Annotated in this window: 16 protein-coding genes; 7 read left to right on the forward strand and 9 right to left on the reverse strand. The window is 68.9% G+C overall.

The genetic code is table 11. The features are described 5' to 3' along the window. Positions 1-31: 31 nt before the first annotated feature. From CXQ97_RS07645 to CXQ97_RS07660, 4 genes are read right to left on the reverse strand one after another with little or no spacing between them, the layout of a single operon-like run. Positions 32-427, reverse strand: coding sequence for a universal stress protein (locus tag CXQ97_RS07645; protein ID WP_104180230.1), 396 nt, complete (start codon positions 425-427; stop codon positions 32-34). Further along, the gene (locus tag CXQ97_RS07650) at positions 424-2,043 is read right to left on the reverse strand and encodes a tripartite tricarboxylate transporter permease (RefSeq protein WP_104180231.1); all 1,620 of its coding nucleotides are present in this window, start codon (positions 2,041-2,043) and stop codon (positions 424-426) included. The genes CXQ97_RS07645 and CXQ97_RS07650 overlap by 4 nt, the downstream gene beginning before the upstream one ends. Continuing rightward, positions 2,036-2,578 (reverse strand): tripartite tricarboxylate transporter TctB family protein, encoded by a 543-nt coding sequence (locus CXQ97_RS07655; RefSeq protein ID WP_104180232.1) that lies wholly within the window; start codon positions 2,576-2,578, stop codon positions 2,036-2,038. The genes CXQ97_RS07650 and CXQ97_RS07655 overlap by 8 nt, the downstream gene beginning before the upstream one ends. Before the next feature lie 3 nt (positions 2,579-2,581). After that, positions 2,582-3,589, reverse strand: a complete 1,008-nt coding sequence (locus tag CXQ97_RS07660; RefSeq protein ID WP_104180233.1) for a tripartite tricarboxylate transporter substrate binding protein — start codon at positions 3,587-3,589, stop codon at positions 2,582-2,584. Positions 3,590-3,809: 220 nt separating this feature from the next. Between CXQ97_RS07660 and CXQ97_RS07665 the strand changes: the two genes are divergently transcribed. From CXQ97_RS07665 to opgC, 4 genes are all read left to right on the forward strand, one after another. Beyond that, positions 3,810-5,399 carry a sensor histidine kinase gene (locus CXQ97_RS07665; RefSeq protein ID WP_258062405.1) on the forward strand — a complete coding sequence of 530 codons (1,590 nt, stop codon included), beginning with the start codon at positions 3,810-3,812 and terminating at the stop codon, positions 5,397-5,399. Next, positions 5,396-6,160, forward strand: coding sequence for a response regulator (locus CXQ97_RS07670; RefSeq protein WP_104180235.1), 765 nt, complete (start codon positions 5,396-5,398; stop codon positions 6,158-6,160). The genes CXQ97_RS07665 and CXQ97_RS07670 overlap by 4 nt, the downstream gene beginning before the upstream one ends. 270 nt (positions 6,161-6,430) lie before the next feature. Continuing rightward, positions 6,431-8,416 carry a glycosyltransferase gene (locus CXQ97_RS07675; protein WP_181035014.1) on the forward strand — a complete coding sequence of 662 codons (1,986 nt, stop codon included), beginning with the start codon at positions 6,431-6,433 and terminating at the stop codon, positions 8,414-8,416. Then, positions 8,413-10,986 carry an OpgC domain-containing protein gene (opgC, locus tag CXQ97_RS07680; protein ID WP_104180237.1) on the forward strand — a complete coding sequence of 858 codons (2,574 nt, stop codon included), beginning with the start codon at positions 8,413-8,415 and terminating at the stop codon, positions 10,984-10,986. Before CXQ97_RS07675 ends, opgC begins: the two co-directional genes overlap by 4 nt. A 12-nt stretch (positions 10,987-10,998) precedes the next feature. On the opposite strand, the gene CXQ97_RS07685 is transcribed toward opgC, so the two are convergent. Both CXQ97_RS07685 and CXQ97_RS07690 read right to left on the reverse strand, forming a co-directional pair. After that, positions 10,999-11,589, reverse strand: coding sequence for a DUF1992 domain-containing protein (locus tag CXQ97_RS07685; protein ID WP_104180238.1), 591 nt, complete (start codon positions 11,587-11,589; stop codon positions 10,999-11,001). A gap of 338 nt (positions 11,590-11,927) precedes the next feature. Continuing rightward, the gene (locus tag CXQ97_RS07690; protein ID WP_104180351.1) at positions 11,928-13,562 is read right to left on the reverse strand and encodes an alpha-amylase family glycosyl hydrolase; all 1,635 of its coding nucleotides are present in this window, start codon (positions 13,560-13,562) and stop codon (positions 11,928-11,930) included. Positions 13,563-13,959: 397 nt separating this feature from the next. Between CXQ97_RS07690 and CXQ97_RS07695 the strand changes: the two genes are divergently transcribed. Both CXQ97_RS07695 and CXQ97_RS07700 read left to right on the forward strand, forming a co-directional pair. Beyond that, a complete protein-coding gene (locus tag CXQ97_RS07695) occupies positions 13,960-15,099 on the forward strand; it encodes an ROK family transcriptional regulator (RefSeq protein ID WP_104180239.1) in 1,140 nt (379 codons plus the stop codon). Positions 15,100-15,156: 57 nt separating this feature from the next. Continuing rightward, entirely contained in the window at positions 15,157-15,822 is a 666-nt protein-coding gene (locus CXQ97_RS07700) for an SDR family NAD(P)-dependent oxidoreductase (RefSeq protein WP_104180240.1), read from the forward strand. 118 nt (positions 15,823-15,940) lie between these two features. On the opposite strand, the gene CXQ97_RS07705 is transcribed toward CXQ97_RS07700, so the two are convergent. From CXQ97_RS07705 to CXQ97_RS07715, 3 genes are read right to left on the reverse strand one after another with little or no spacing between them, the layout of a single operon-like run. Next, positions 15,941-16,777, reverse strand: a complete 837-nt coding sequence (locus CXQ97_RS07705) for a carbohydrate ABC transporter permease (RefSeq protein ID WP_104180241.1) — start codon at positions 16,775-16,777, stop codon at positions 15,941-15,943. Continuing rightward, complete coding sequence (locus CXQ97_RS07710) at positions 16,771-17,730, reverse strand: carbohydrate ABC transporter permease (RefSeq protein WP_104180242.1); 960 nt, start codon at positions 17,728-17,730, stop codon at positions 16,771-16,773. The genes CXQ97_RS07705 and CXQ97_RS07710 overlap by 7 nt, the downstream gene beginning before the upstream one ends. Beyond that, positions 17,699-19,015, reverse strand: a complete 1,317-nt coding sequence (locus CXQ97_RS07715) for an ABC transporter substrate-binding protein (RefSeq protein ID WP_104180243.1) — start codon at positions 19,013-19,015, stop codon at positions 17,699-17,701. The genes CXQ97_RS07710 and CXQ97_RS07715 overlap by 32 nt, the downstream gene beginning before the upstream one ends. Before the next feature lie 272 nt (positions 19,016-19,287). Here CXQ97_RS07715 and CXQ97_RS07720 point away from each other — a divergent pair, with 272 nt between their 5' ends. Continuing rightward, complete coding sequence (locus CXQ97_RS07720; protein WP_104180244.1) at positions 19,288-20,283, forward strand: SIS domain-containing protein; 996 nt, start codon at positions 19,288-19,290, stop codon at positions 20,281-20,283. Positions 20,284-20,295: the final 12 nt, after the last annotated feature.

The raw sequence follows: 20,295 nt of genomic DNA on the forward strand, positions 1-20,295 counted from the left end.
TCTCCGGCCGATCACCGGGCTAGCACCGGGCTCAGGGCAGTTTGACCGCCAGGACGTTGCAGGGCGCCGAGAGCAGGATCGTCTGCGCGGTCGAGCCCATGATGAGCTTGCCCACGGGTGTCCGGTGACGCAGTCCGATCACGATCAGCTCCGCATCCAGCTCCTCCGCGGTGTCGACGACCTCCTCGGCCGCCGTCGCCTCGGAGATGCTGTGGCGGATCGAGTAGGGAACGCCGGTGGCGCTGAGCATGCCCTCCAGTTTCGAGACGTCCTCGGAATCGGCATAGGCCGGGTTGACGAGGCGGTCCGCGCGCGTGGTGTTGATGACCACCAGCAGGGCGCCCCGCCGTCGGGCCTCTTCCACCGCCTCGGTGACGGCGGCCTCCCCCAGGGCGTTGGGCACGTAGCCCACCACGATGGCGCTCATCGGTCGTTGTCCTTCCGGTCGGTAGTGGGTGTCGACGTCGACGTGGTGGTCGGCTCGGCCGGGGCCACGGAACCGCGGACGACGTCGGACGCGTCGGCGTTGGCGGCGACCATCGCCTCGAACTGGCGCTGGCGGCGCTTGAGCAGGAACGACAGCGCGAAGATGACGATCAGGACCACGTAGATGGTGGCGGCGACCGGCGACTGGACGAGCGCCATCGGATCGCCCTGGGAGATCGCGAGCGACCGGCGGAGCTGGCTCTCGAAGATCGGTCCCAGGATCAGGCCCACCACCATCGGAGCGATCGGGTAGCCGAAGCGCCGCATGAAGAACCCGAGGATCCCGACCACCAGGAGGATGATGACGTCGATCGGCGTGAAGTTCACCGAGAACGCGCCCAGGACGGCGAACACCAGGATGCCCGCGTACAGGTACGGCCGGGGGATCTGGAGGATCTTGACCCAGATGCCCACGAGCGGCAGGTTCAGCACGAGCAGCATCAGGTTGCCGACGTAGAGGCTCGCGATGAGCGCCCAGACGAGGGCACTGTTGGACTCGAAGAGCTGCGGGCCCACGGGGATCTGGTACCGCTGGAAGGCCACGAGCATCATCGCCGCTGTCGCCGTCGTCGGGATGCCGAGCGTCAGCAGGGGCACGAGCACACCTGCGGCAGCCGCGTTGTTCGCGGCCTCCGGACCGGCCACGCCCTCGATGGCGCCCTTGCCGAACTGCTTCTTGTTCTCGCCCTTGGCGAGCTTGCGTTCCGTGGCGTAGGACAGGAACGTCGCGACATCCGCGCCGCCTGCCGGGATGGTGCCCACCGGGAAGCCGATGAAGGTCCCGCGGAGCCAGGGCTTCCAGGACCTGCGGAGGTCCTCCTTGCGGAGCCAGCTCGTCCAGCCGCCCGTCACCGGGATGACCTTGATGGGTCCGTGGCGCAGCCGGGATGCCACGTACAGTGCCTCGCCGACGGCGAAGAGCGCCACGGCCACGAGGACGACGTCGATCCCGTCCGCCAGGAAGGGGCTGCCGAAGGTGTACCGCTGCTGGGCGGTCAGGGAGTCGAAGCCGACGAGCGCGATGAACAGGCCCAGACCGAGGGATGCGAGGCCCCGCAGCACGGACGAGCCGAGGAGCGCACCGACCGTCAGGAAGGCCACCACCATGAGTGCCACGTACTCCACGGGGCCGATCTGCACCGCGAAGGCGGCGACGAACGGAGCGAGGAAGCTCAGCAGGACGGTCGCGATGGTGCCGGCGACGAACGAGCCGACGGCGGCCGTGGCCAGCGCGGCCGCTCCCCTGCCGGCCTTCGCCATCTTGTTGCCCTCGAGCGCCGTGACGATCGACGACGACTCACCGGGCGTGTTGAGCAGGATCGACGTGGTGGACCCGCCGTACATGCCGCCGTAGTAGATGCCGGCGAAGACGATGATCGCCGCCGTCGGCTCGAGGCTGTAGGTGATGGGCATGAGCAGCGCGACCGTCATGGCCGGGCCGATGCCCGGCAGCACGCCGACGGCGGTGCCGACGAGCACCCCGCCGAGCGCGAAGAGCAGGTAGATGGGCTGCATCGCCGTGGCGAAGCCCTCCATCAGCAGGAAGAAGCTATCCACCGAACACACCCAGCCCTTCGAGGAAGCCCGGAGGCAGCGAGACGCCGAGCAGGCCGCCGAACACGAACTGCAGCACCAGGGCGAGGATGACCGCGGTCACGAGGTTGCGCCACCACGGGCGGGCCCCGAGGGACCAGGCTGCGCCGAAGAACAGGATGGCCGCGGCGACGGGCCAGCCGAGCGGGACGATGAGGAAGGCATGCAACAGGACGAACCCGGCGAGCTTCCCGACGGTCAACCAGTCGGTCTTCGCCTCGAGGTCCACGTCCTCGCCCTCGTCGGCGGACCCGCGGTGACCGCGGAGCACCTGGATGACGAGGCCCGTCCCGACGGCGACCAGCAGGGCGGAGACGGCGTACGGGAAGGCACGGGGGCCGATGTCGCTGGCCGAGGACGGGGTCTGGATCCCGGCCCCGGCGACGAACCCGACGATCCCGATGCTGACGATGAGGAGCGCGAAGACCAGCTCACCGATCGGCCTGCCGGGAGCGGCGGTCGTGCCGCTCCCGGGGCTGTTCTGGATGGAGGTGCTCATCGGCTACAGCAGTCCGATGTCGGTGAGGGTCGTCTTGACGCTGGTGATGTCCTCGTCGAGGAAGGTCTGGAACTCCTCGCCGGTCAGGAACGCGTCCGACCAGTTGTTCTCCTCGAGCGTGGCCTTCCACGTGTCGGTCGCGTGCAGGTCGGTGACGAGCTGCGTGAGCTTCTCCGCCTGCGCGTCGTCGATGTTGCCGGGGGCGACGACGCCGCGCCAGTTGGTGAGCACGAGCTCCACGCCCTCCTCGGTGAGGGTCGGGGTCTCGGGCAGCTGCGGGGCTGCTTCCTCGCCGGACACCGCGAGCGCACGGAGCTTCCCGGCCTCGACCTGCTCGGCGTACTCGCCGACGCCGGAGATGCCGGCGTTGACCTTGTTGCCGAGCAGCGCGGCGAGTGATTCGCCGCCGCCCGAGTAGGGGATGTAGTTGAGGCTGTCCGGGGAGATGCCGGCCTCCTTCAGCATGGACCCGGCGAGGATGTGGTCGGCGCCTCCTGCCGAACCGCCGGTGATGGAGATGCCCTTGCCCTCGGCCTCGATGTCGTCGAGGAGGTCCTGGATGGTCTCGTACGGTGAGTCGGCGGGGACCACGACCACGAGGGGTTCCTCGGTGAGCCGGGCGATCGGGGTCGTGTCCTCGATGCGGGTGGCCGCGTTGTTGGTCTCGACGGCGCCGACCATGACGTAGCCCATGACCATCAGCGTGTTGGGGTCCGTCTCGGTGGCGAGCTGGGCGAGGCCGTTGGTACCGCCCGCCCCGCCGACGTTGACCACGGAGGCGTTGCCCACGAGGTCGTTCTCCTTGAGGTCCGACTCCATGGCCCGGCCGGTCTGGTCCCAGCCTCCACCCGGATCGGCGGGGACCACGATGTTGAGCTTCTCGATGGTCCCTTCCGCGTCTCCTGCGGTGGTGCTCTCCGTCATCGAGCTGCAGGCCGAGAGGGCGAGCGCCGAGACGAGGGCGAGGGATGCGAGGGTCGAGCGGCGCGTCGTCGTGCGATCGATCGTCATTGGTTTCTCTTCCTTGAGATGTGATGCGTGTCACCACTGCTGTTCTCAGGCTAGGAACGCTTCCGATCGGCGGTAAAGCATGCGGTCGTAGTGCTCGTATTGGTCTTTGTGGTCACCGGAGCCGGCCGAGTCGCCCGGGTCGGCTCGGGGTCGACCCGGAGCGGGCGCCGGCCCGCTGTGACGCGCCCGGGCGTGTCACACTAGGGGGATGATCAGGTCGATGTCGCTTCGATCACAGCTGTTCTTCCTGCAGCTGGCCATCGTGCTCGTCATCGTCGTCGTCGCGGGCTCCACGGCCGTCGCCATGCAGCGTCTGCAGATCCGGGAACAGTACAAGGACCGCATGGTCGGCGTCGCCCAGTCGGTGGCGCAACTTCCCTCGGTGATCGATGCCTTCGACGAGGCGGACCCCAGCGCCACGATCCAGCCCATCGCCGACCTCATCCGCCAGTCCACGGGCGTGACGTACGTCGTCGTGACCGACGAGGACGGCATCCGCTACTCCCACCCGAACCCGGAGCTCATCGGCGAGGTGGTCTCCACCGACCCGTCGGCCCCCCTGTCCGGGCAGACGTTCGTGGGCACCCAGACCGGCACGCTCGGCGAGTCCTGGCGCGTCAAGGTGCCCATCTTCGACAGTGACGGCGGTATCATCGGCACCGCGTCGGTGGGCACCCTCGAATCCGAGCTCGACGCCGACCTCTACGAGGACCTCCCCCGCCTGCTGGCCTGGCTGATCGTGGCCGCGCTCGTCGGGTCGGCAGGCGCCATCTGGATCTCCCGGCTCGTCTGGCGGCGCATCTACCGCCTCGAGCCGGAGCAGATCGCGTCCCTCCTCGAGACCCGCGACGCCATGATCCACGGCATCAGCGAGGGCATGGTCGCCGTCGACGAGGACCACCGGATCGCCCTCCTCAACGACGAGGCGAAGAGGCTGCTGGGGCTCGACGACGACGCCACCGGCCGGTCCGCGGCGGAGGTCATGGAACCGTCCCTCGCGCAGCTCCTCACCGACCCCGCCGACACCGACGAGACGGTCCTGTCCGGCGAGCGGGTGCTCCTCGCGCGCACCTCGGACGCCCTCGTCGACGGCAAGCGCGTGGGTCGCGTCATGATCCTCCGCGACCGCACCGAGCTGTACCAGCTGCTGACCGACCTCGACGGCGAGCGCGACGCGACGCAGGCGCTGCGGGCCCAGGCGCACGAGTTCGCCAACCGGATGCACACCATTTCCGGCCTGCTCGAGCTCGGCCGGACGGAGCAGGCCGTCGACTTCATCCAGCGTTCGGGGCACGGCGGCTCCCTCGTGTCGGGGAGCATCGCCCCCGGGATCCAGGATCCGGACGCCGCGAGCCTGCTGATGACCAAGAGCACCATCGCCGCCGAGAAGGGCATCACCCTGTCCATCGACGACACCTCGGTGCTCGAGGCCGACGGGACCACGGACGTGGTCACCGTGCTCGGCATCCTCATCGACAACGCGATGGAGGCCGTGACCGCCAGCGGCCGGCACGACGGGCAAGTCACGGTGCACCTCGCCGCCGAGGACCACGTCCGGATCACCGTCTCCGACAACGGCCCCGGCGTCGCGGCGGACGAGGTCGACGGCATCTTCTCGTCCGGCTACTCGACCAAGGACGGCGGCCACACCGGGACACGCGGGTTCGGCCTCGCACTCGTGGACCGGATCGCGCGCCGCCGTTCCGGGCAGGTCGTCGTCGACGAGTCGGAGCTCGGCGGCGCCGAGTTCACCGTATGGCTCGCGCCGTCGCTCGTCGCCGTCCCCCGTCCTCCCCTGCAGGTGCCATGACCGCCGTCGCACCCGCCCTCATCCCCACGCTGGTGGTGGACGACGACCACGAGGTGGCAGGGATCCACACCGGGTTCCTGCTCGCGCACGGCGCGTTCGACGTCGTGGGCGCCGCGCACACCGGTACGCGTGCGCTGGAGCTCGCCGACGCACTGCGGCCGCGCCTCGTGCTGCTGGACATCCACCTGCCCGACATGACCGGCATCGACGTGCTGCGTGCGCTGCGGAACCGGCCCGGCGAGCCGCTCGACGTCATCGCGATCACCGCGGCCCGCGAGCTCGACACCGTGCGTGCGGCCGTCGCCGGCGGGGTGCTGCACTACCTCGTGAAGCCGTTCAGCGCCGCGGTGCTGAACCAGCGCCTGGACCACTACGTGGCGTACCGTCGCGACCTCGACGCCCAGGCCGAGGACGGCTCCGCGGCCCTCGACCAGGGGCGCATCGACCAGCTCCTGCGGACGACGGCGGGGACCGCCGCGGGCGGCTCCCCCTCGGTCACCGCGACGATCACGACGCCGAAGGGCCTCTCAGCGCCCACGCTCGACGCCGTCATGCTGGACCTGCGGAGCCAGGGCCGCGGGACGTCCGCGTCCGACGTCGCCGAGCGGCTCGGCATGGCGCGCGTGAGCGCGCGGCGCTACCTCGAGTTCCTCGTCTCGCGGGGGCAGGCACGGATCGTCCCGCAGTACGGCTCGGCAGGACGCCCCGAGAAGTTCTACGTGTGGACGGACCGGACGGGCTCGGCTCCAGGGTCGTCCTGACCCGGAATCCGCTCAGGATCGACCCGGATCCGAGCGGCGCGCAGACCCTTTCCGCGCTCTCGGGTACGTTTGATTCCATGCTGGTCCCTCGGGACCCGGTGAGTGTCTCAGTGCGGCCGCCCGGCGCACACAGGTCACCGGAACCGCGCTTCGCGTGCGCGGGCAGGAAGTGGAGAGTGCTGGAGCGTGGGGACCGGAACACAGAACGACGCCGTCGAGGACGGGCAACGACACCGGGGCGATGCGCAGTTCACAGGACGCACCCTCCTCATCCGATCCATCGTGCTGGTCACCGCCGTCCTCGGCCTCAACTACATCGTGTGGCGCTGGCTCTTCTCCATCAACTGGGATGCGTGGTGGATCGCGATCCCCCTCGTCCTGGCCGAGACCTACTCGCTCATCGACTCCCTCCTCTTCGGTTTCACCGTGTGGAGGCTGAGGAGGCGTGAACCCCCTGAAGCCCCGCCCGGACTCACCGTCGACGTCTTCATCACCACCTACAACGAGCCCCTCGACCTGGTCCTCACGACGGCGCGGGCAGCGAAGGCCATCCAGTACCCCCACAAGACGTGGATCCTCGACGACGGCAACAGGGCCGAGGTCCGCGAGGCGGCGGAGGCCGAGGGCATCGGGTGGATCACGCGTTCCGCGGACTGGAAGGACATGCCCCGGCACGCGAAGGCGGGGAACCTCAACAACGCCCTGATGACCACGGACGGCGAGTTCCTGGTCATCCTGGACGCCGACCAGATTCCCGACCCGCTCCTCCTGCACAGGACTCTCGGGTACTTCACGAACGAGAAGATGGCTCTCGTGCAGACCCCGCAGGTCTTCGTCAACGTGCCCGATTCCGACCCCCTCGGAAGCCAGGCACCCCTCTTCTACGGGCCCATCCAGCAGGGGAAGGACGGCTGGAACGCCGCCTTCTTCTGCGGCTCGAACGCCATCATCCGCCGGGAGGCGCTGATGCAGCTCGGCGTCACCCGCTACGTGAGCGAGCTCGAACTCGCCCTGCACAAGGCGCTCAGGACATCGGGCAAGGTGATCGCGAAGGCCAAGAAGAACCTCGGCCCGGAGAACCAACGGGTGGAGGCCGCGCTGGACCTCGTCGCGAAGGACCTGCGCCGCGTGCGCCGCCGACTGCAGAAGGGGGACGGGATCTCCGAGGTCACCTACGAGTTCCAGCAGCGCGTCACGGCCGTCACCCGCACGCTGGTCGCCGCGGACATCGCCGCCTTCCGCGAGGACCTCGCCTCCCTGGCGGACCTCGGGATCACCGGCCTCGATGCCGACCTGGAGGGAGCGTCGGCCGGTACTCCCGGTCTCGCCGTCGTCGACGACGGTGCCCTCGACCAGCTGGCACAGCGGTCCTGGTCCCCCCTCGCCGCGATCGACACCGTCCGCGTCCTCATCGAATCGGTCAACGCCGACCGCGGCGGCGAGGCGCAGGCGGTCATGCCGATGGCCACCATCTCGGTCACCGAGGACATGGCCACCTGCATGCGGCTGCACTCCCTCGGCTGGGAATCGGCGTACCACCACGAGAAGCTGGCGGACGGCCTCGCGCCCGAGGACCTCAACTCGATGCTGACCCAGCGGCTCCGGTGGGCCCAGGGAACCATCCAGGTGATGTTCCGCGAGAACCCCTTCGCGCAGAAGGGCCTGACGATCGCGCAGAAGCTCATGTACGGGGCGACGATGTGGAGCTACCTCTCCGGCTTCGCGGCCGTCGTCTACATCGCGGCCCCGATCATCTACCTGATCTTCGGCATCCTGCCGGTCGATTCGATCAGCACCGAGTTCTTCCTGCGCCTGATCCCGTTCCTGCTCGTCAACCAGCTCCTGTTCGCCGTCGTCGGCAAGGGCGTGAAGACGTGGCGCGGCCAGCAGTACTCGCTGGCCCTGTTCCCCGTCTGGATCCGGTCGATCACCTCGGCATTCGGCAACGTGTACCTCGGCCGGAGTCTCGACTTCGCGGTGACCCCGAAGACGCTGCAGCAGGACGCCCAGCTGCGGTGGGACCTCGTGAAGCCGCAGCTCTGGGCCATGGGCCTGCTGGTCGGCGCCGCGATCGTCGGCCTCATCCGGATGCTCACCGGCCAGGCGGACGTCCTCGGCACCTCCGTCAACATCGTCTGGGTCGTCTTCGACCTCGTGATCTTCAGCGTGATCGTCGAAGCCGTCCGCTACCGGGGCTACGAGCACTACCAGGCCGATATCGCGAAGGCGAAGGCTCGGCAGGAAGCAAAGGGATGACGCCGACCCACCCACGGCGGACGCAGTGGTGGACGGGCGCCCTGACCCTGATGGCGCTGTTGCTGGGACTCCTGGCCGGCGGTGCACCGGCACAGGCGGCTCCCCGCAGCCTCCCGGCCACCGCCGTGGCTCCGGTCGAGGACCCGACCGCGCTTGCCGAGGGCCGGTACTTCGGCCCGGAACTCGACTGGTCGTCCGACAGCGCCCGCGCCTACGCGGACCGCACGGGCATCACGCCGTCGTTCTTCAGCCGTCCCGTCACCTACCCGCTCGACGCCGCAGCGGAGTCGAGCCTCTACGACCTCGCCCGCCAGGAGGCACCGCTCGGGGCTGTCGCCGTCGTGACCCTCGAACCGTCGGTACCGCTCCGAGAGCTCACGGCCGACGACGCCGCCCTCCTCGGCGACACGCTGCGGGCCGTCACCGACGAGTTCCGCACCGCGTTCTTCGTCCGCTTCGCGCCGGAGATGAACGGCACCTGGTTCGGTTGGGGCCAGCAGCCCGCCGCGTACACCGACGCCTTCCGCACGGTCGCCGACGCCGTGCACCGGAAGGTGCCGGACGCTGCCATGGTGTGGGCGCCGTCCTACGCCGCCGGCTACCCCTTCACCGAGGCCTACGGGGCCGTGGAGGGCCTCGAGTCGGGTGCTGTCACGGGGCTCGACACCAACGGCAACGGCCTGATCGACGGGGGCGACGACCCCTATGCGCCGTACTACCCCGGCGACGACGCCGTGGACTGGGTGGGCCTGACCCTGTACCACTTCGGCAGCTACGAGCAGGGCGGAACCCGGAGCGCGGACGGCACCCGCGAGTACTCCGGTGCGATCACCACGTCCGTGGTGCCCGAGCGGGACAAGTTCGCCGATCAGCTCGCCGGGACCTACGGTGCGGCCCCCGGGGCCCCGCGGATCGACTTCGCGAAGGACTACGCCGCGGCGAAGGGCAAGCGGCTCCTCGTCCAGACGGCCGCCCTCCATGATCCCGAGGACGCCGACAGCGTCCCCGGAGCCGAGATCAAACGCGCGTGGCTGGACCAGCTGTTCGACCCGACCATCGCCGAGCGGTACCCCGAGATCGGGATGATCGCCTGGCTCGAGGCGTCGCGCCCGGAGCCCGAGGCCCAGGGCCACACGGTGGACTGGGGCCTCAGCGCGGACGAGGCGACGACGGCGACCCTCCGGGACGCGCTCGACTCGTTCCCGGTGCGGCTCGGTCCGATCACGGAGGTCGTCGACCCGGAGGACGCGAACGAATCGACCCGGCAGGTCTGGCAGGCCGGCGCCCCCGTCAGCGCGGTGATGGGCTGGCTGGTCCTGTGCGTCGTCGGACTCTTCGCCCTGATCCTCCTGGCAGGGCTGGCCAGGCGCGTGGTTCCGCACTGGCGCTACCCGGACGAGCACGCGCCGCGGGATGCCCGGATCGACCTGCTGCGTGGCTGGATCATCACCTCGGTAATCGTCACGCATATCGAGGTCGCCGGACCCTGGTCCTTCATCTCGCGCACCCTCATCGGGACGATCACCGGCGCCGAGCTGTTCGTCCTGCTGTCCGGCGTCGTGCTGGGGATGGTGCACCCCATGGCGGTGAAGCGCCGCGGAGCGGTGGAGGCCGCGAAGGGGACCACCCGGAGGGCGGTCAAGCTCTACATCACGGCCCTCGTCGTCGTCCTCACGGTGTACCTGCTGTCCCTCGTGCCCTTCATCGACGCGTCCGTGCTGACCACCTTCACGGACCGTGGGACGGGCGGGGACGGGGCCGGAGCCGCGGGCCGTGTCTACGACCTCTACCCGAACGTCGCGCGCCTCTTCGACTATCCGCCGGCAGGGTATGCCGTCCGGGACCTCCTGCTCCTCGCGATGGGCCCGTGGGCGTTCAACATCATGGGACTGTACGTGGTGCTGACGCTGACGGTCCCGCTGCTGGTCCTGATGCTCCGGAAGAGGCTGTGGTGGCTCCTGCTCGCCGTCAGCTGGGCGCTGTACGCCGTCGACGCCCTCTTCTCGCTGCGGGTCCTCCCCTCCCAGTTCCAGGACGTCTTCCCGCTGCTGACCTGGCAGGTGATCTTCGTCCACGGTGTCGTCCTCGGTTACCACCGTCGGGCCGTCATCGACGCCCTCAGCACTCCTCGGGGGAAGGTCCTCGTGGGCGCCGCCGCCGGGCTGTACGCGCTCGCGCTCGGGACACTGTGGCTCGACCATGTCCTGGGGCTCGGACTCCCGTTCATCCCTGCCGGCTTCTACGGGACCCTCTACGACTCGGCGTACGTGAGGGTGTTCCTCCAGCCCGGGAGGCTCATCGACCTGGCGTTCTTCATCCTCGCCGCCCACGTGGTCCTGACCTCGTTCTGGCGGCCCATCAGCAGGGTCACGGGCTGGCTGTACATCCCGCTCGGGCGGGCCAGCCTGTACGTGTTCATCGTCCACGTGTTCTTCGTGCTCGCGGTCGCGAACATCCCCCGGCTCGATGCCGGCAGCGTGTGGCAGGGCCTCGTCATCCATGCGGCGGTGACCCTGGTCATCTGGGTCATGGTGAAGAAGAGGTTCCTGTTCTCGGTGGTCCCGAACTAGGTCCGGCCGCGGTCAGCTCCTGCCGCGCCAGATGCGTCGCCAGAAGGAGGGCTTCGGCGCCGCGGGCGGCTCTGCCGCGTCGGCCGCGAGGCGTGATGCCGCCCGGCGTTCGCGCCAGCGTTCCACCTCCGCATCCACGTCGCGGAGCTTGGTGATGACGGGCGGGCCGCCCTGGAGCTGGCGCCTCGCGTCGATGACGCGGTAGTTGAAGTCGTCGAGGACCTCGCGGACCTGCTTCTCCGTGTACTGGCGGTCGAGGCGGTCGTCGAGTTCGGCGTCCTCCGACCGCAGCAGGATCGCCCGAGGGCCGAGCCCCGTGATGTTCTCCCGCTGGATCAGGCCCTTGACCCACCAGTCGGGATCGTGGCTGTCCCCCAGCCCCGGGATCGGCTTGCCCGCGAGGCTCAGGTTGTCGAAGTCGCCCCGCGCCACGGCCCGGTCCACGATGAGGCGTGCCCGCTTGGTCTCGTCCTCGCCCTGGCGCAGTGGCGCCATCCCGCCGTTCGCCACGTCGTCGTCGTTCTGCCGGTCCACCTCGGCCAGGGCATCGGCTGCATCTCCCGCGCCTTCCCGGGCAGCACGGTACTGGGCTGCCTTGCGCAACCTCTCCTCGTTCTCCTGGGACCCGCTGATGCCGCTACCCTCCGCCTGTTCCTGCCGGTGCTCCCAGTATTCCGAGGACCCGGCGGGGCCCGCAACCGATTCTCCTGCCGACGAACAGCGCCGTCGGACACTGCCGTCGGACCGCCCTGGCCCACACCCGGCGCGGCCGCCCAGACCCGGTGCGCATTCACCACGGCTCTGGGCACCCGGCGCGGCGGCTCCCGTGAGGCAGCCCCGACCGCCCGCGCACCCCGCCCGAACCCGGTGCGCGGAAAGGACCGCGGACGACGACGGCGGGCCACCCCGCAAGGAGTGGCCCGCCGCCGGACTGGGAACTGCTAGACCAGCCAGGCCGTCGTGCCGCCCGGCAGCCTGCCGTCCTCGAGCGGCGAGCTGCTCAGCAGCACCGTCCCCTCCGGCAGGTCGACCGGGGTGGAGCCGAAGTTGGTGACGCTGTGCCACCCGCTCGGGCGGGTGAAGTGCAGGACATCGGTGGAGGGCTCGTCGACCCACTCGAAGTCCTCCTCCCCCTGCAGCTCGCGCCGCAGCTCCAGCGCGCGACGGTAGAAGCTGAGGTTCGAGGAGGCATCGCCTTCCTGCACCTCGACGGCGTACTCGCCGAACCACGCGGGCTGAGGCAGGTGTGCGCCGCCGAAGCCGAAACCGAAGGACTCGCCGTCGCGCGTCCATGGCAGCGGCACCCGGCAGCCGTCACGGCCCACGTCGACGCCCTTGTTGCGGAAGAACGTGGGGTCCTGGCGGTCCTCGTCGGCGATGTCTGCGACCTCGTGCAGACCGAGCTCCTCGCCCTGGTACAGGTAGGCGGAGCCGGGCAGGGCGAGCATGAGCTGCGAGACGGCACGGGCCCGGCGTTCGCCCAGGGCGCGGTCGAGTTCGGGCTCGGTGCCGCCGCTCATGAGCCACGCCCCGCCGTCCTGTCCGTCCTCGCTGTCGGGCGCGGCCGGTGGCAGGCCGTAGCGCGTGGCGTGCCGGACGACGTCGTGGTTGGAGAAGACCCAGGTCGACGACGCGCCGGAGGACGTCGCCTCGACGAGGTTCTTCGTGATGATCTCGCGGAACTGGCCGGGGTTCCAGTCGGCCTTGAGGAGGTCGAAGTTGAAGGCCTGGCCGAGTCCTTCGGGGCTGGCGTAGCGGGCACGGCGGTCGGCGTGGACCCACGCCTCGGCGACGGCGGTGCGTGGCGGGGTGTACTCGTCGAACACCTTGCGCCACTCGGCGAAGACCTCATGGACCTCGTCGCGGTCCCAGAACGGGTGCTTGCCGCGGTTGTTGCCGCCCTCGGGGCCGAGCTCCGCCTTGGACGGCAGCGGCTCGGTCATGTCCTTGGTCAGGGCGTGCGCCACGTCCACGCGGAACCCGTCCACGCCGCGGTCCGACCAGAAGCGGAGGGTCGCCAGGAAGTCGTCGCGGACCTCGCGGTTGTCCCAGTTCAGGTCGGGCTGCTCGCGGGCGAAGATGTGCATGTACCACTGGCCGTCCTCGGTGCGCTCCCAGGCAGGACCGCCGAACACCGATTCCCAGTCGGAGGGCGGCTCGGCACCGTCGGGGCCGAGGCCGTCGCGGAAGATGTAGCGGTTGCGGGCGGCCGATCCCCTGGGCGCGGCCAGCGCCTCCTGGAACCACTCGTGGAGGTTCGAGGTGTGGTTGGGGACGATGTCCGCGACGAGCTTGATGCCGGCCGCATGCAGTGCGGCGATCATCTCGTCGAAGTCCTCGAGCGTGCCGAGCTTGGGGTCCACCTCGCGGTAGTGGTCGACGTCGTACCCGCCGTCGGCGAGCGCGGACGGGTAGAACGGGCTGAGCCATACGGCGTCCACACCGAGCGACTTCAGGTACGGGATGCGCGAGGTGATGCCCTTCAGGTCACCGATGCCGTCCCCGTTGGAGTCGGCGAAGCTCCGCGGGTAGATCTGGTAGACGGCGGCCTGCCGCCACCAGTTCGGATCCTGCATGCGCTCGGCGAGGGCGTCGGCGGACAGCTCCGCGGGGTGGACCGCGGAGTCGACGTCGGGGTTGACGGTGGAAGTCACGAAGGTGGGTCCCTTTCGGGGGTGAGTGGACGGGATACATCAACGGTGCCATCGCCACGAGGTAGGGCGCGACTGCCACAGGCACTCGGTGTGGGATTGCATCCGGGATATGACCTGTGCCAACGGGAGTGCACGCGGTGAGCGCGCAACCGGTAGGGGGCAGCACTTGCCGGCACGATTTATTTTTACGCCACAATAAACAGGAGTGTCAATCGTCCCAGCCCGGTGCAGAGCTTGCGTGAAGCGGTGTCGAAGGCTTCAGGAACCCCCACCATCGCGCCTACTCTGAAAATAAGTCCCCCACTGCGAACGGAATGCCATGGACTCGGTCACCTCGCTCGCGCCCTCCAGCCCGGCCCGGGCGCTCGCGCGCGAAGTCCTCATCCGCGGGCCCATCTCGCGCGGCGATCTCGCGGCACGCCTCGGGCTGTCGGTCGCCAGCCTCACGCGCCTCAGCAGGCCGCTCCTCGATTCCGGCGTGCTCCGCGAATCGGACGAGGCCACCGTCCCCTCGATCGGCCGGCCCATCCGCCCGCTGGAGATCAGCCCGGACGCGCACCGCTTCGTGGGCGTGAAACTCACCGGGGACACCGCGGCGGCGGTCGCCACGAACCTGAGATCCGACGTCGTCGGTGCGAGCGAGCGGGCACTGCCGAACCACGACGTACAGGACGTACTCGGGACCATCGTGGACGCCATCGCGGACCTCGGCCCCCTCGACGGCTTCAGCGGCATCGGCGTGAGCATCGGCGGCAAGGTGGGGCCGGGCGGCAGGGTGCTGCGTGCCCCGTTCCTCGGATGGCGCGATGTGCCCCTCGCCGAACTCCTGCAGCAGCGGACGGGCCTGCCCGTCGCCGTCGAGAACGACGTCGTCGCCCTCACCGTCGCGGAGCAGTGGTTCGGCGCGGGGCGCGGGGAGAAGGACTTCGCCGTCCTGACCGTCGGGGCGGGCGTGGGCTACGGACTCGTCATCAACGACGCCGTCATCGCACCGCCCGACGCCGGCCTCGGCCTCGTGGGCCACTATCCGCTCGATCCTTCCGGGCCCCGGTGCCTCGAAGGGCATCGCGGCTGTTCGTCGGCGGTCCTCACCATCCCCGCGATCTGCTCCCAGTTCGCGGCCTCCACCGGGGAACAGCTGTCCTACGCGGCGGTCCTCGACCTCGCCGCGGAGGGCCATCCGGTCGCGGGCGCCGTCGTCGAGTCGGCAGGCCGGTCGCTCGGCCTGCTGGTCTCGGCAGTGGCGAACCTGACGATGGTGGATCTCATCGTCCTCTCGGGCGAGGGCATGGACCTCGCGGACGTGGCGGCGACCGCCCTCCAGGAGGCGATCGCCTACCATCGCGATCCCGAGGCGTCGCCCCTCCGGCTGAGCCGCCAGCCCTCGGACTTCGCCCAGTGGGCGCGCGGCGCCGCCGCCGTCGTCATCCAGCGCACCATCCTCGGAACACTGCACTAGGACGGGGCCCACTCAGGGTCACGGAATGATTACGGCCCGGATGCTCTTGAACCGGACATGACAACTCTCGCAATCATCGGAGCAGGACGCGGCCTCGGAGCCGCAGTGGCACGGCGTTTCGGAGCCGAAGGATTCTCCATCGCGCTCATCTCCCGCAACCAGGGCAAGCTCGACGCCCTCGCGGAGGACCTCGGCAAGGAAGGGATCCACGCACGCGGCTTCACGGCGGATGTCCGCGACCCCGAGTCCATCGCCGCCGCACTGGAGGCGGCGACCGAGACCCTCGGCCCCATCGAGGTGCTGCAGTACAGCCCCCTCCCCCAGAAGGACTTCATGCGGCCCGTCCTCGAGACGACACCCGCCGACCTCAGGGGCCCCATCGAGTTCTCCATCTACGGGCCCGTCGCCGCGGTCCACCAGGTGCTGCCCGGCATGCGGTTCCTCGGCGAGAACCGTGGCACCATCCTCTTCGTCAACGGCGGGTCGGCGGTGAAGCCCGGACGGTCCGTCACGGGCACGTCGGTGGCTTTCGCCGGCCAGGCCGCGTACGCGCAGCTCCTCCACGAGGTGCTCGGCGAGGAGGGCATCCAGGTGTCGCAGCTCATCATCGGCGGCAGGATCATCGAGGGCGACCCGGAGAAGGACCCGAACATCCTCGCGGACATCCTCTGGGGCCTCCACGCCAGGCGGGACACCTTCCGCCACCAGGTCAGCGCCGACTGACGACCGGACGGCCCTCCCCGACGCCGCGCAGGAGGGCACGAGCATGTCGGGCGGCTCGACCTCGTCGGCAACGCCGGCTACGGCCTGGCGCCCTCGGCCCTGCCCCGCTCCGACGCCACTACTTCCCGACGCCGTCCGCGAGCCCCCGCACGAAGTACTTCTGGGTGAGGAAGAAGAGCAGGATGACCGGGACGGCCGCGATGGTCATGCCCGCGAAGACCACGGGGTACTCGGTACCGTGCTTGCTCATCAGGTTGGTCAGCCCGATGGGCAGCGTCTGCAGGTCTCCGCCGCTGGTGAACACCATCGCGAACAGGTACTCGTTCCAGGTGAAGAGGATGTTCAGGATGACGCTGGAGACGAGGATCGGCTTGCACATGGGCAGGACGATGCTCCAGAACGCTCTGGCCTTGCTGGCGCCGTCCACGGCCGCAGCCTCGTCGATCTCCAGCGGCAGGTCCACCATGTAGGCGCGGATCAGGAACGTCGTGAACGGGATCCGGAAGGCCACGTAGAGGATCAGCAGCGCCCAGAACGTGTTGTAGAGGCCGAGCGCCTGGAACATCCTGACCAGCGGGATCAGCGCGACGGCGGGGGCGAGCATCAGGCCGCCGAGGATCAGCGCGAGGACCGTCCGGCTGAAGGGGATCTGCATCCGGGTGAGCCCGTACGCGGCCCACGCGCTGATGAAGACTGTCGCGATCGTGGCCGTGACGGTAACGAGGATGCTGGTCATCAGGTAGCTGCTCACGCCACGGTTCCATGCCTTGGCGTAGTTGTCCCAGGTGAGCTGGACCGGCAGGGCGAAGGGATTCCCGAAGAGCTCGCTGTTGGTCTTGAACCCGTTCATCACCATCCACAGCAGCGGGTAGATCACGACGACGGCCAGGGCGAGCAGGAAGGACGCGATGAACGTCCGCAGGACGACGCCCACCACACTCGATCGACTTACCATTCCACTCTCCTCTTGCGGGTGATGGCCAGTTGCAGCAGTGCGATACCGAGCGTCAGCACGAAGATCACCGTGGCGATGGCCGCCGCGTAGCCGAAGTCGTTCCGGCCGAACCCCATCCGGTACAGCCATGTCACCAGGACCTGGCTCGAGTTGTTGGGACCGCCGCTGGTCATGACCATGACCTCGTTGAACACCTGGAATGCTCCCGAGAGCGTGACGATGATCATCAGCCCGGTCATCTCGCGGGTGAGGGGGACCGTGACCTGGAAGAACCTCCGGATCGGCCCGACACCGTCGAGCGCCGCCGCGTCGAAGAGGTCCTGTGGGATCCGCTGGATGGCGATCGCGAACAGCAGCGTGGAGTAGCCGAAACCCTGCCATTGACTCATCGCGATGACGGCCCAGATCGCCGTACCCTCCTGCCCCAGCCATGCCTGCGTCAGCGACTCCAGCCCGACGCCCCTCAGGAGCGCGTTCAGGATGCCCAGTTCCGGCTCGTAGATGAAGTAGAACAGCAGCCCCGCCACCGTCAGGGAGATCGCGGACGGGACGAAGTAGACGGCCCGGAGTGCTCGCCGCCAGCGTTCGGACCGCAGGCCCTCCACGAGTGCCGCCAGGATAAGCGCACCGAAGACCTGGCAGATCAGGGACACTGCGGCGTAGGCCGCGTTGTTGAACAGGGCACGCCAGAACACGGGATCGCCGGCCAGCTTCTCGTAGTTGGCCAACCCGACGAAGGACGAACCTCCCGCGTAGATGTCCCACTCCATGACGCTGTACTGCAGGTTCTGCAGCAGGGGCAGGTACACGAACACACCCAGGACGAGGAGCGCCGGAGCGACCCACGCCCACCCGCGGGACCTGCGACGGCGCCGCGCCCCTGCTTCCACCGGGTGGAGAGGCAGGGGCGCGGCGTCCGTCCTACTCGGCGCTGTCCGAAGCGGCGCGGACATTGCTCAGGACCTCTTCCGGAGTCTCGGACCCCGACACGAGCGCCTCGCCACCGGCGAGCCATGCGTCGGCGACGTCGGGCACGGTGACGGCGTCGAGCCAGCCAAGGAGGTAGCTGGCCTCGTTGAGTCTGGTGACACCCTCGACGACGGCGGGGCTCGCCGTCGACTCCGACACGGCACCCACGATCGTGCTCGGCTGGCTGTAGGGCGCCCCGGCGAGCGTCTCGGCATTGGTCTTGCTGGTGACGAACTTGAGGAAGTCGACGGCGAGTGCCTGGCGCGGGGACCTGGCGTTGACCATCATGCCCTCCGGCGAGCCCTCGAGGGCGGCTGGGTCGCCCTCGGCTCCCTCCGGTGCCGGCAACGCGAAGATCCCGAAGTCCTCGGCCTTGATCGCCGAGGATTCCGTGACCACCGAGTCGAACTCCAGGATCTCCTGGAAGTACATGGCGGCCTGACCGGCGGACTGCGCCTGCTGGGCCGTCGAGTAGAGCACACCGTTGGAGTCGGAACCCGTGATGGTGCACTCCTGGACCACGGTCTGGAACTCCTCGAGCGACTTCACATACCCCGGGTGGTCCCACGACGCCGTGGCAGGGACGAAGTCCTTCTCGAGGACGTCCTGCGGGACGTTGTAGGCGAAGAGCTGCTGGAGGAAGTGCAGTCCGGGCCAGCCGTCCTTGTTCCCGAATGCCAGCGGCTCCACACCCTGCGCCTCGAGTTCCGAACAGGCGGCGACCATCTCCTCGAAGGTGGTGGGGACGGCAACACCTGCCGCTTCGAAGATCGCCTTGTTGTAGCCGATGAACTTGCCGTTGTTGTAGAGGGGGACGGCGAAGTACTTCCCGTCCTTCGCGAACGCATCCAGCGATGCCGCGCCGAAGGTCCCTCCCCACTCGGAATCGGGCGACAGCACGGAGGTGAGGTCGGTGGCCAGGCCGCCCTCGATGAACTTGTCGGCGTAGTCGCCGGTCCACGAGAAGTAGATGTCCGGCAGCGCCGACGAGGCGACGAGCGTCTTCGTCTTGTCCTTGATGCTCTGGTCGGTCTCCTGGATGATGTCGAAGTCCACCTCCGGGTGCATGGAGCTGTACTCGGCAGCCAGGTCCTCGAAATAGGGCGAAAGGGGGTCTCCCCCGAATTTCGTGAGGATCGACAGGGTGCCCTCGTACTCGGGCGAGGCCGTGAGGTCGGCTGCCTCGACGTCGGTCCCACCTCCGCAGGCCGTGAGGCCCATCAATGCCGCAGCGGACACCGCGCATACTCTCAGTCGGACGTTGTTCATGGCCGAGCCTCCTTCTTGGACCGGGACCTCCCCGGAAGCCTCCCTGTGGATGGTCGGCGGTTGCCCGATGGGCCCGCCTCTTCCACGTGGTGCGGATCACAGTAGCGCATTCTTGATACCGGTACCAGACCGCTGACAGGAAAGTTCGGGAGGCGGAGATGCCGGATCGAGCGAGCGGCACAGACGGTTGACGCTCACGAAACCACCGTGCAACGATATGCCGGTGATACCGGTATCAATCGGTCACGCTCGCCTCTTTGGAAGGGATCACCATGCTGAAGTTCGACGAGGACCAGTTCCTCACACGCGCCCAGAGTTTCCTCACCCTCCAGCCGCAGATCGAGGACATCGTGGGCAGCCTCGCCGACGTCGAAGCGGTCTTCCTCATCGGGTCGGGAGGAACCTACGCCGCCATGTGGCCCTACGAGCACCTGATGCGCCGCAGCACCACCGTCCCCGTCCGTTCGGCCGTCGCCGCGGAGCTGGTCCTCTCGGGTGACGCCCTGCTCAACGAACGATCGGTCGCCGTCTTCACGTCGGCCTCGGGAACGACCGAGGACGTCATCCGGTGCATCGAGTACTGCCGGGACCGCGGCGTCCGTACCGTCGGTTTCACCGGGATCGCGGACAGCCCGATCGCGCGGGCCGTGGACCACGCGCTCATCACGGAGCCCGATGCCTGGCCGTTCGATCTCGGCCTGCTGCTCCTCACCACGCGCTTCCTGTCGGAGCGCGGCGAGTTCGCCGGCTACGACAAGCTGGTCGACCAGCTGCCAGCCGTACCGAAGGCGCTCGTCGGCGTCGCCCGTCAGGCCGAACCCGTTGCGGAGGCCTTCGCGGACTGCCACAGGGACACCGACTTCCACTTCGTGGTGGGCAGCGGGAACCTCTGGGGCCATGCCTACCTGTACTCCATGTGCATCCTCGAGGAGATGCAGTGGCTGCACACCACCAGGGTGCACGGTGCCGAGTTCTTCCACGGCTCCCTCGAGCTGATCGAGGAGGACACGAGCGTCCTGCTCTTCGTGGGCGAGGACGAGACGCGCCCCCTGATGGAGCGTGTCGTCGCGTTCTCCGAGAAGTACTCGAAGGCCACCACCGTCCTCGACACCGCGGACTACCCGTTGGAAGGGATCGACGACGAGTTCCGGGGGTTGCTCGGTCCGCTCGTCATGGACACGATCACGAGCCGGATCAGCAAGCACCTCGAGAAGCAGCGCGACCACTCGCTCGACCTGCGTCGGTACTACCGCGTGGTGGAGTACTGAGCCGACCCACGG

Origin of the sequence: Arthrobacter sp. B0490, assembly GCF_002929355.1 — a bacterium.
Taxonomy (GTDB): Bacteria; Actinomycetota; Actinomycetes; order Actinomycetales; family Micrococcaceae; genus Arthrobacter_D.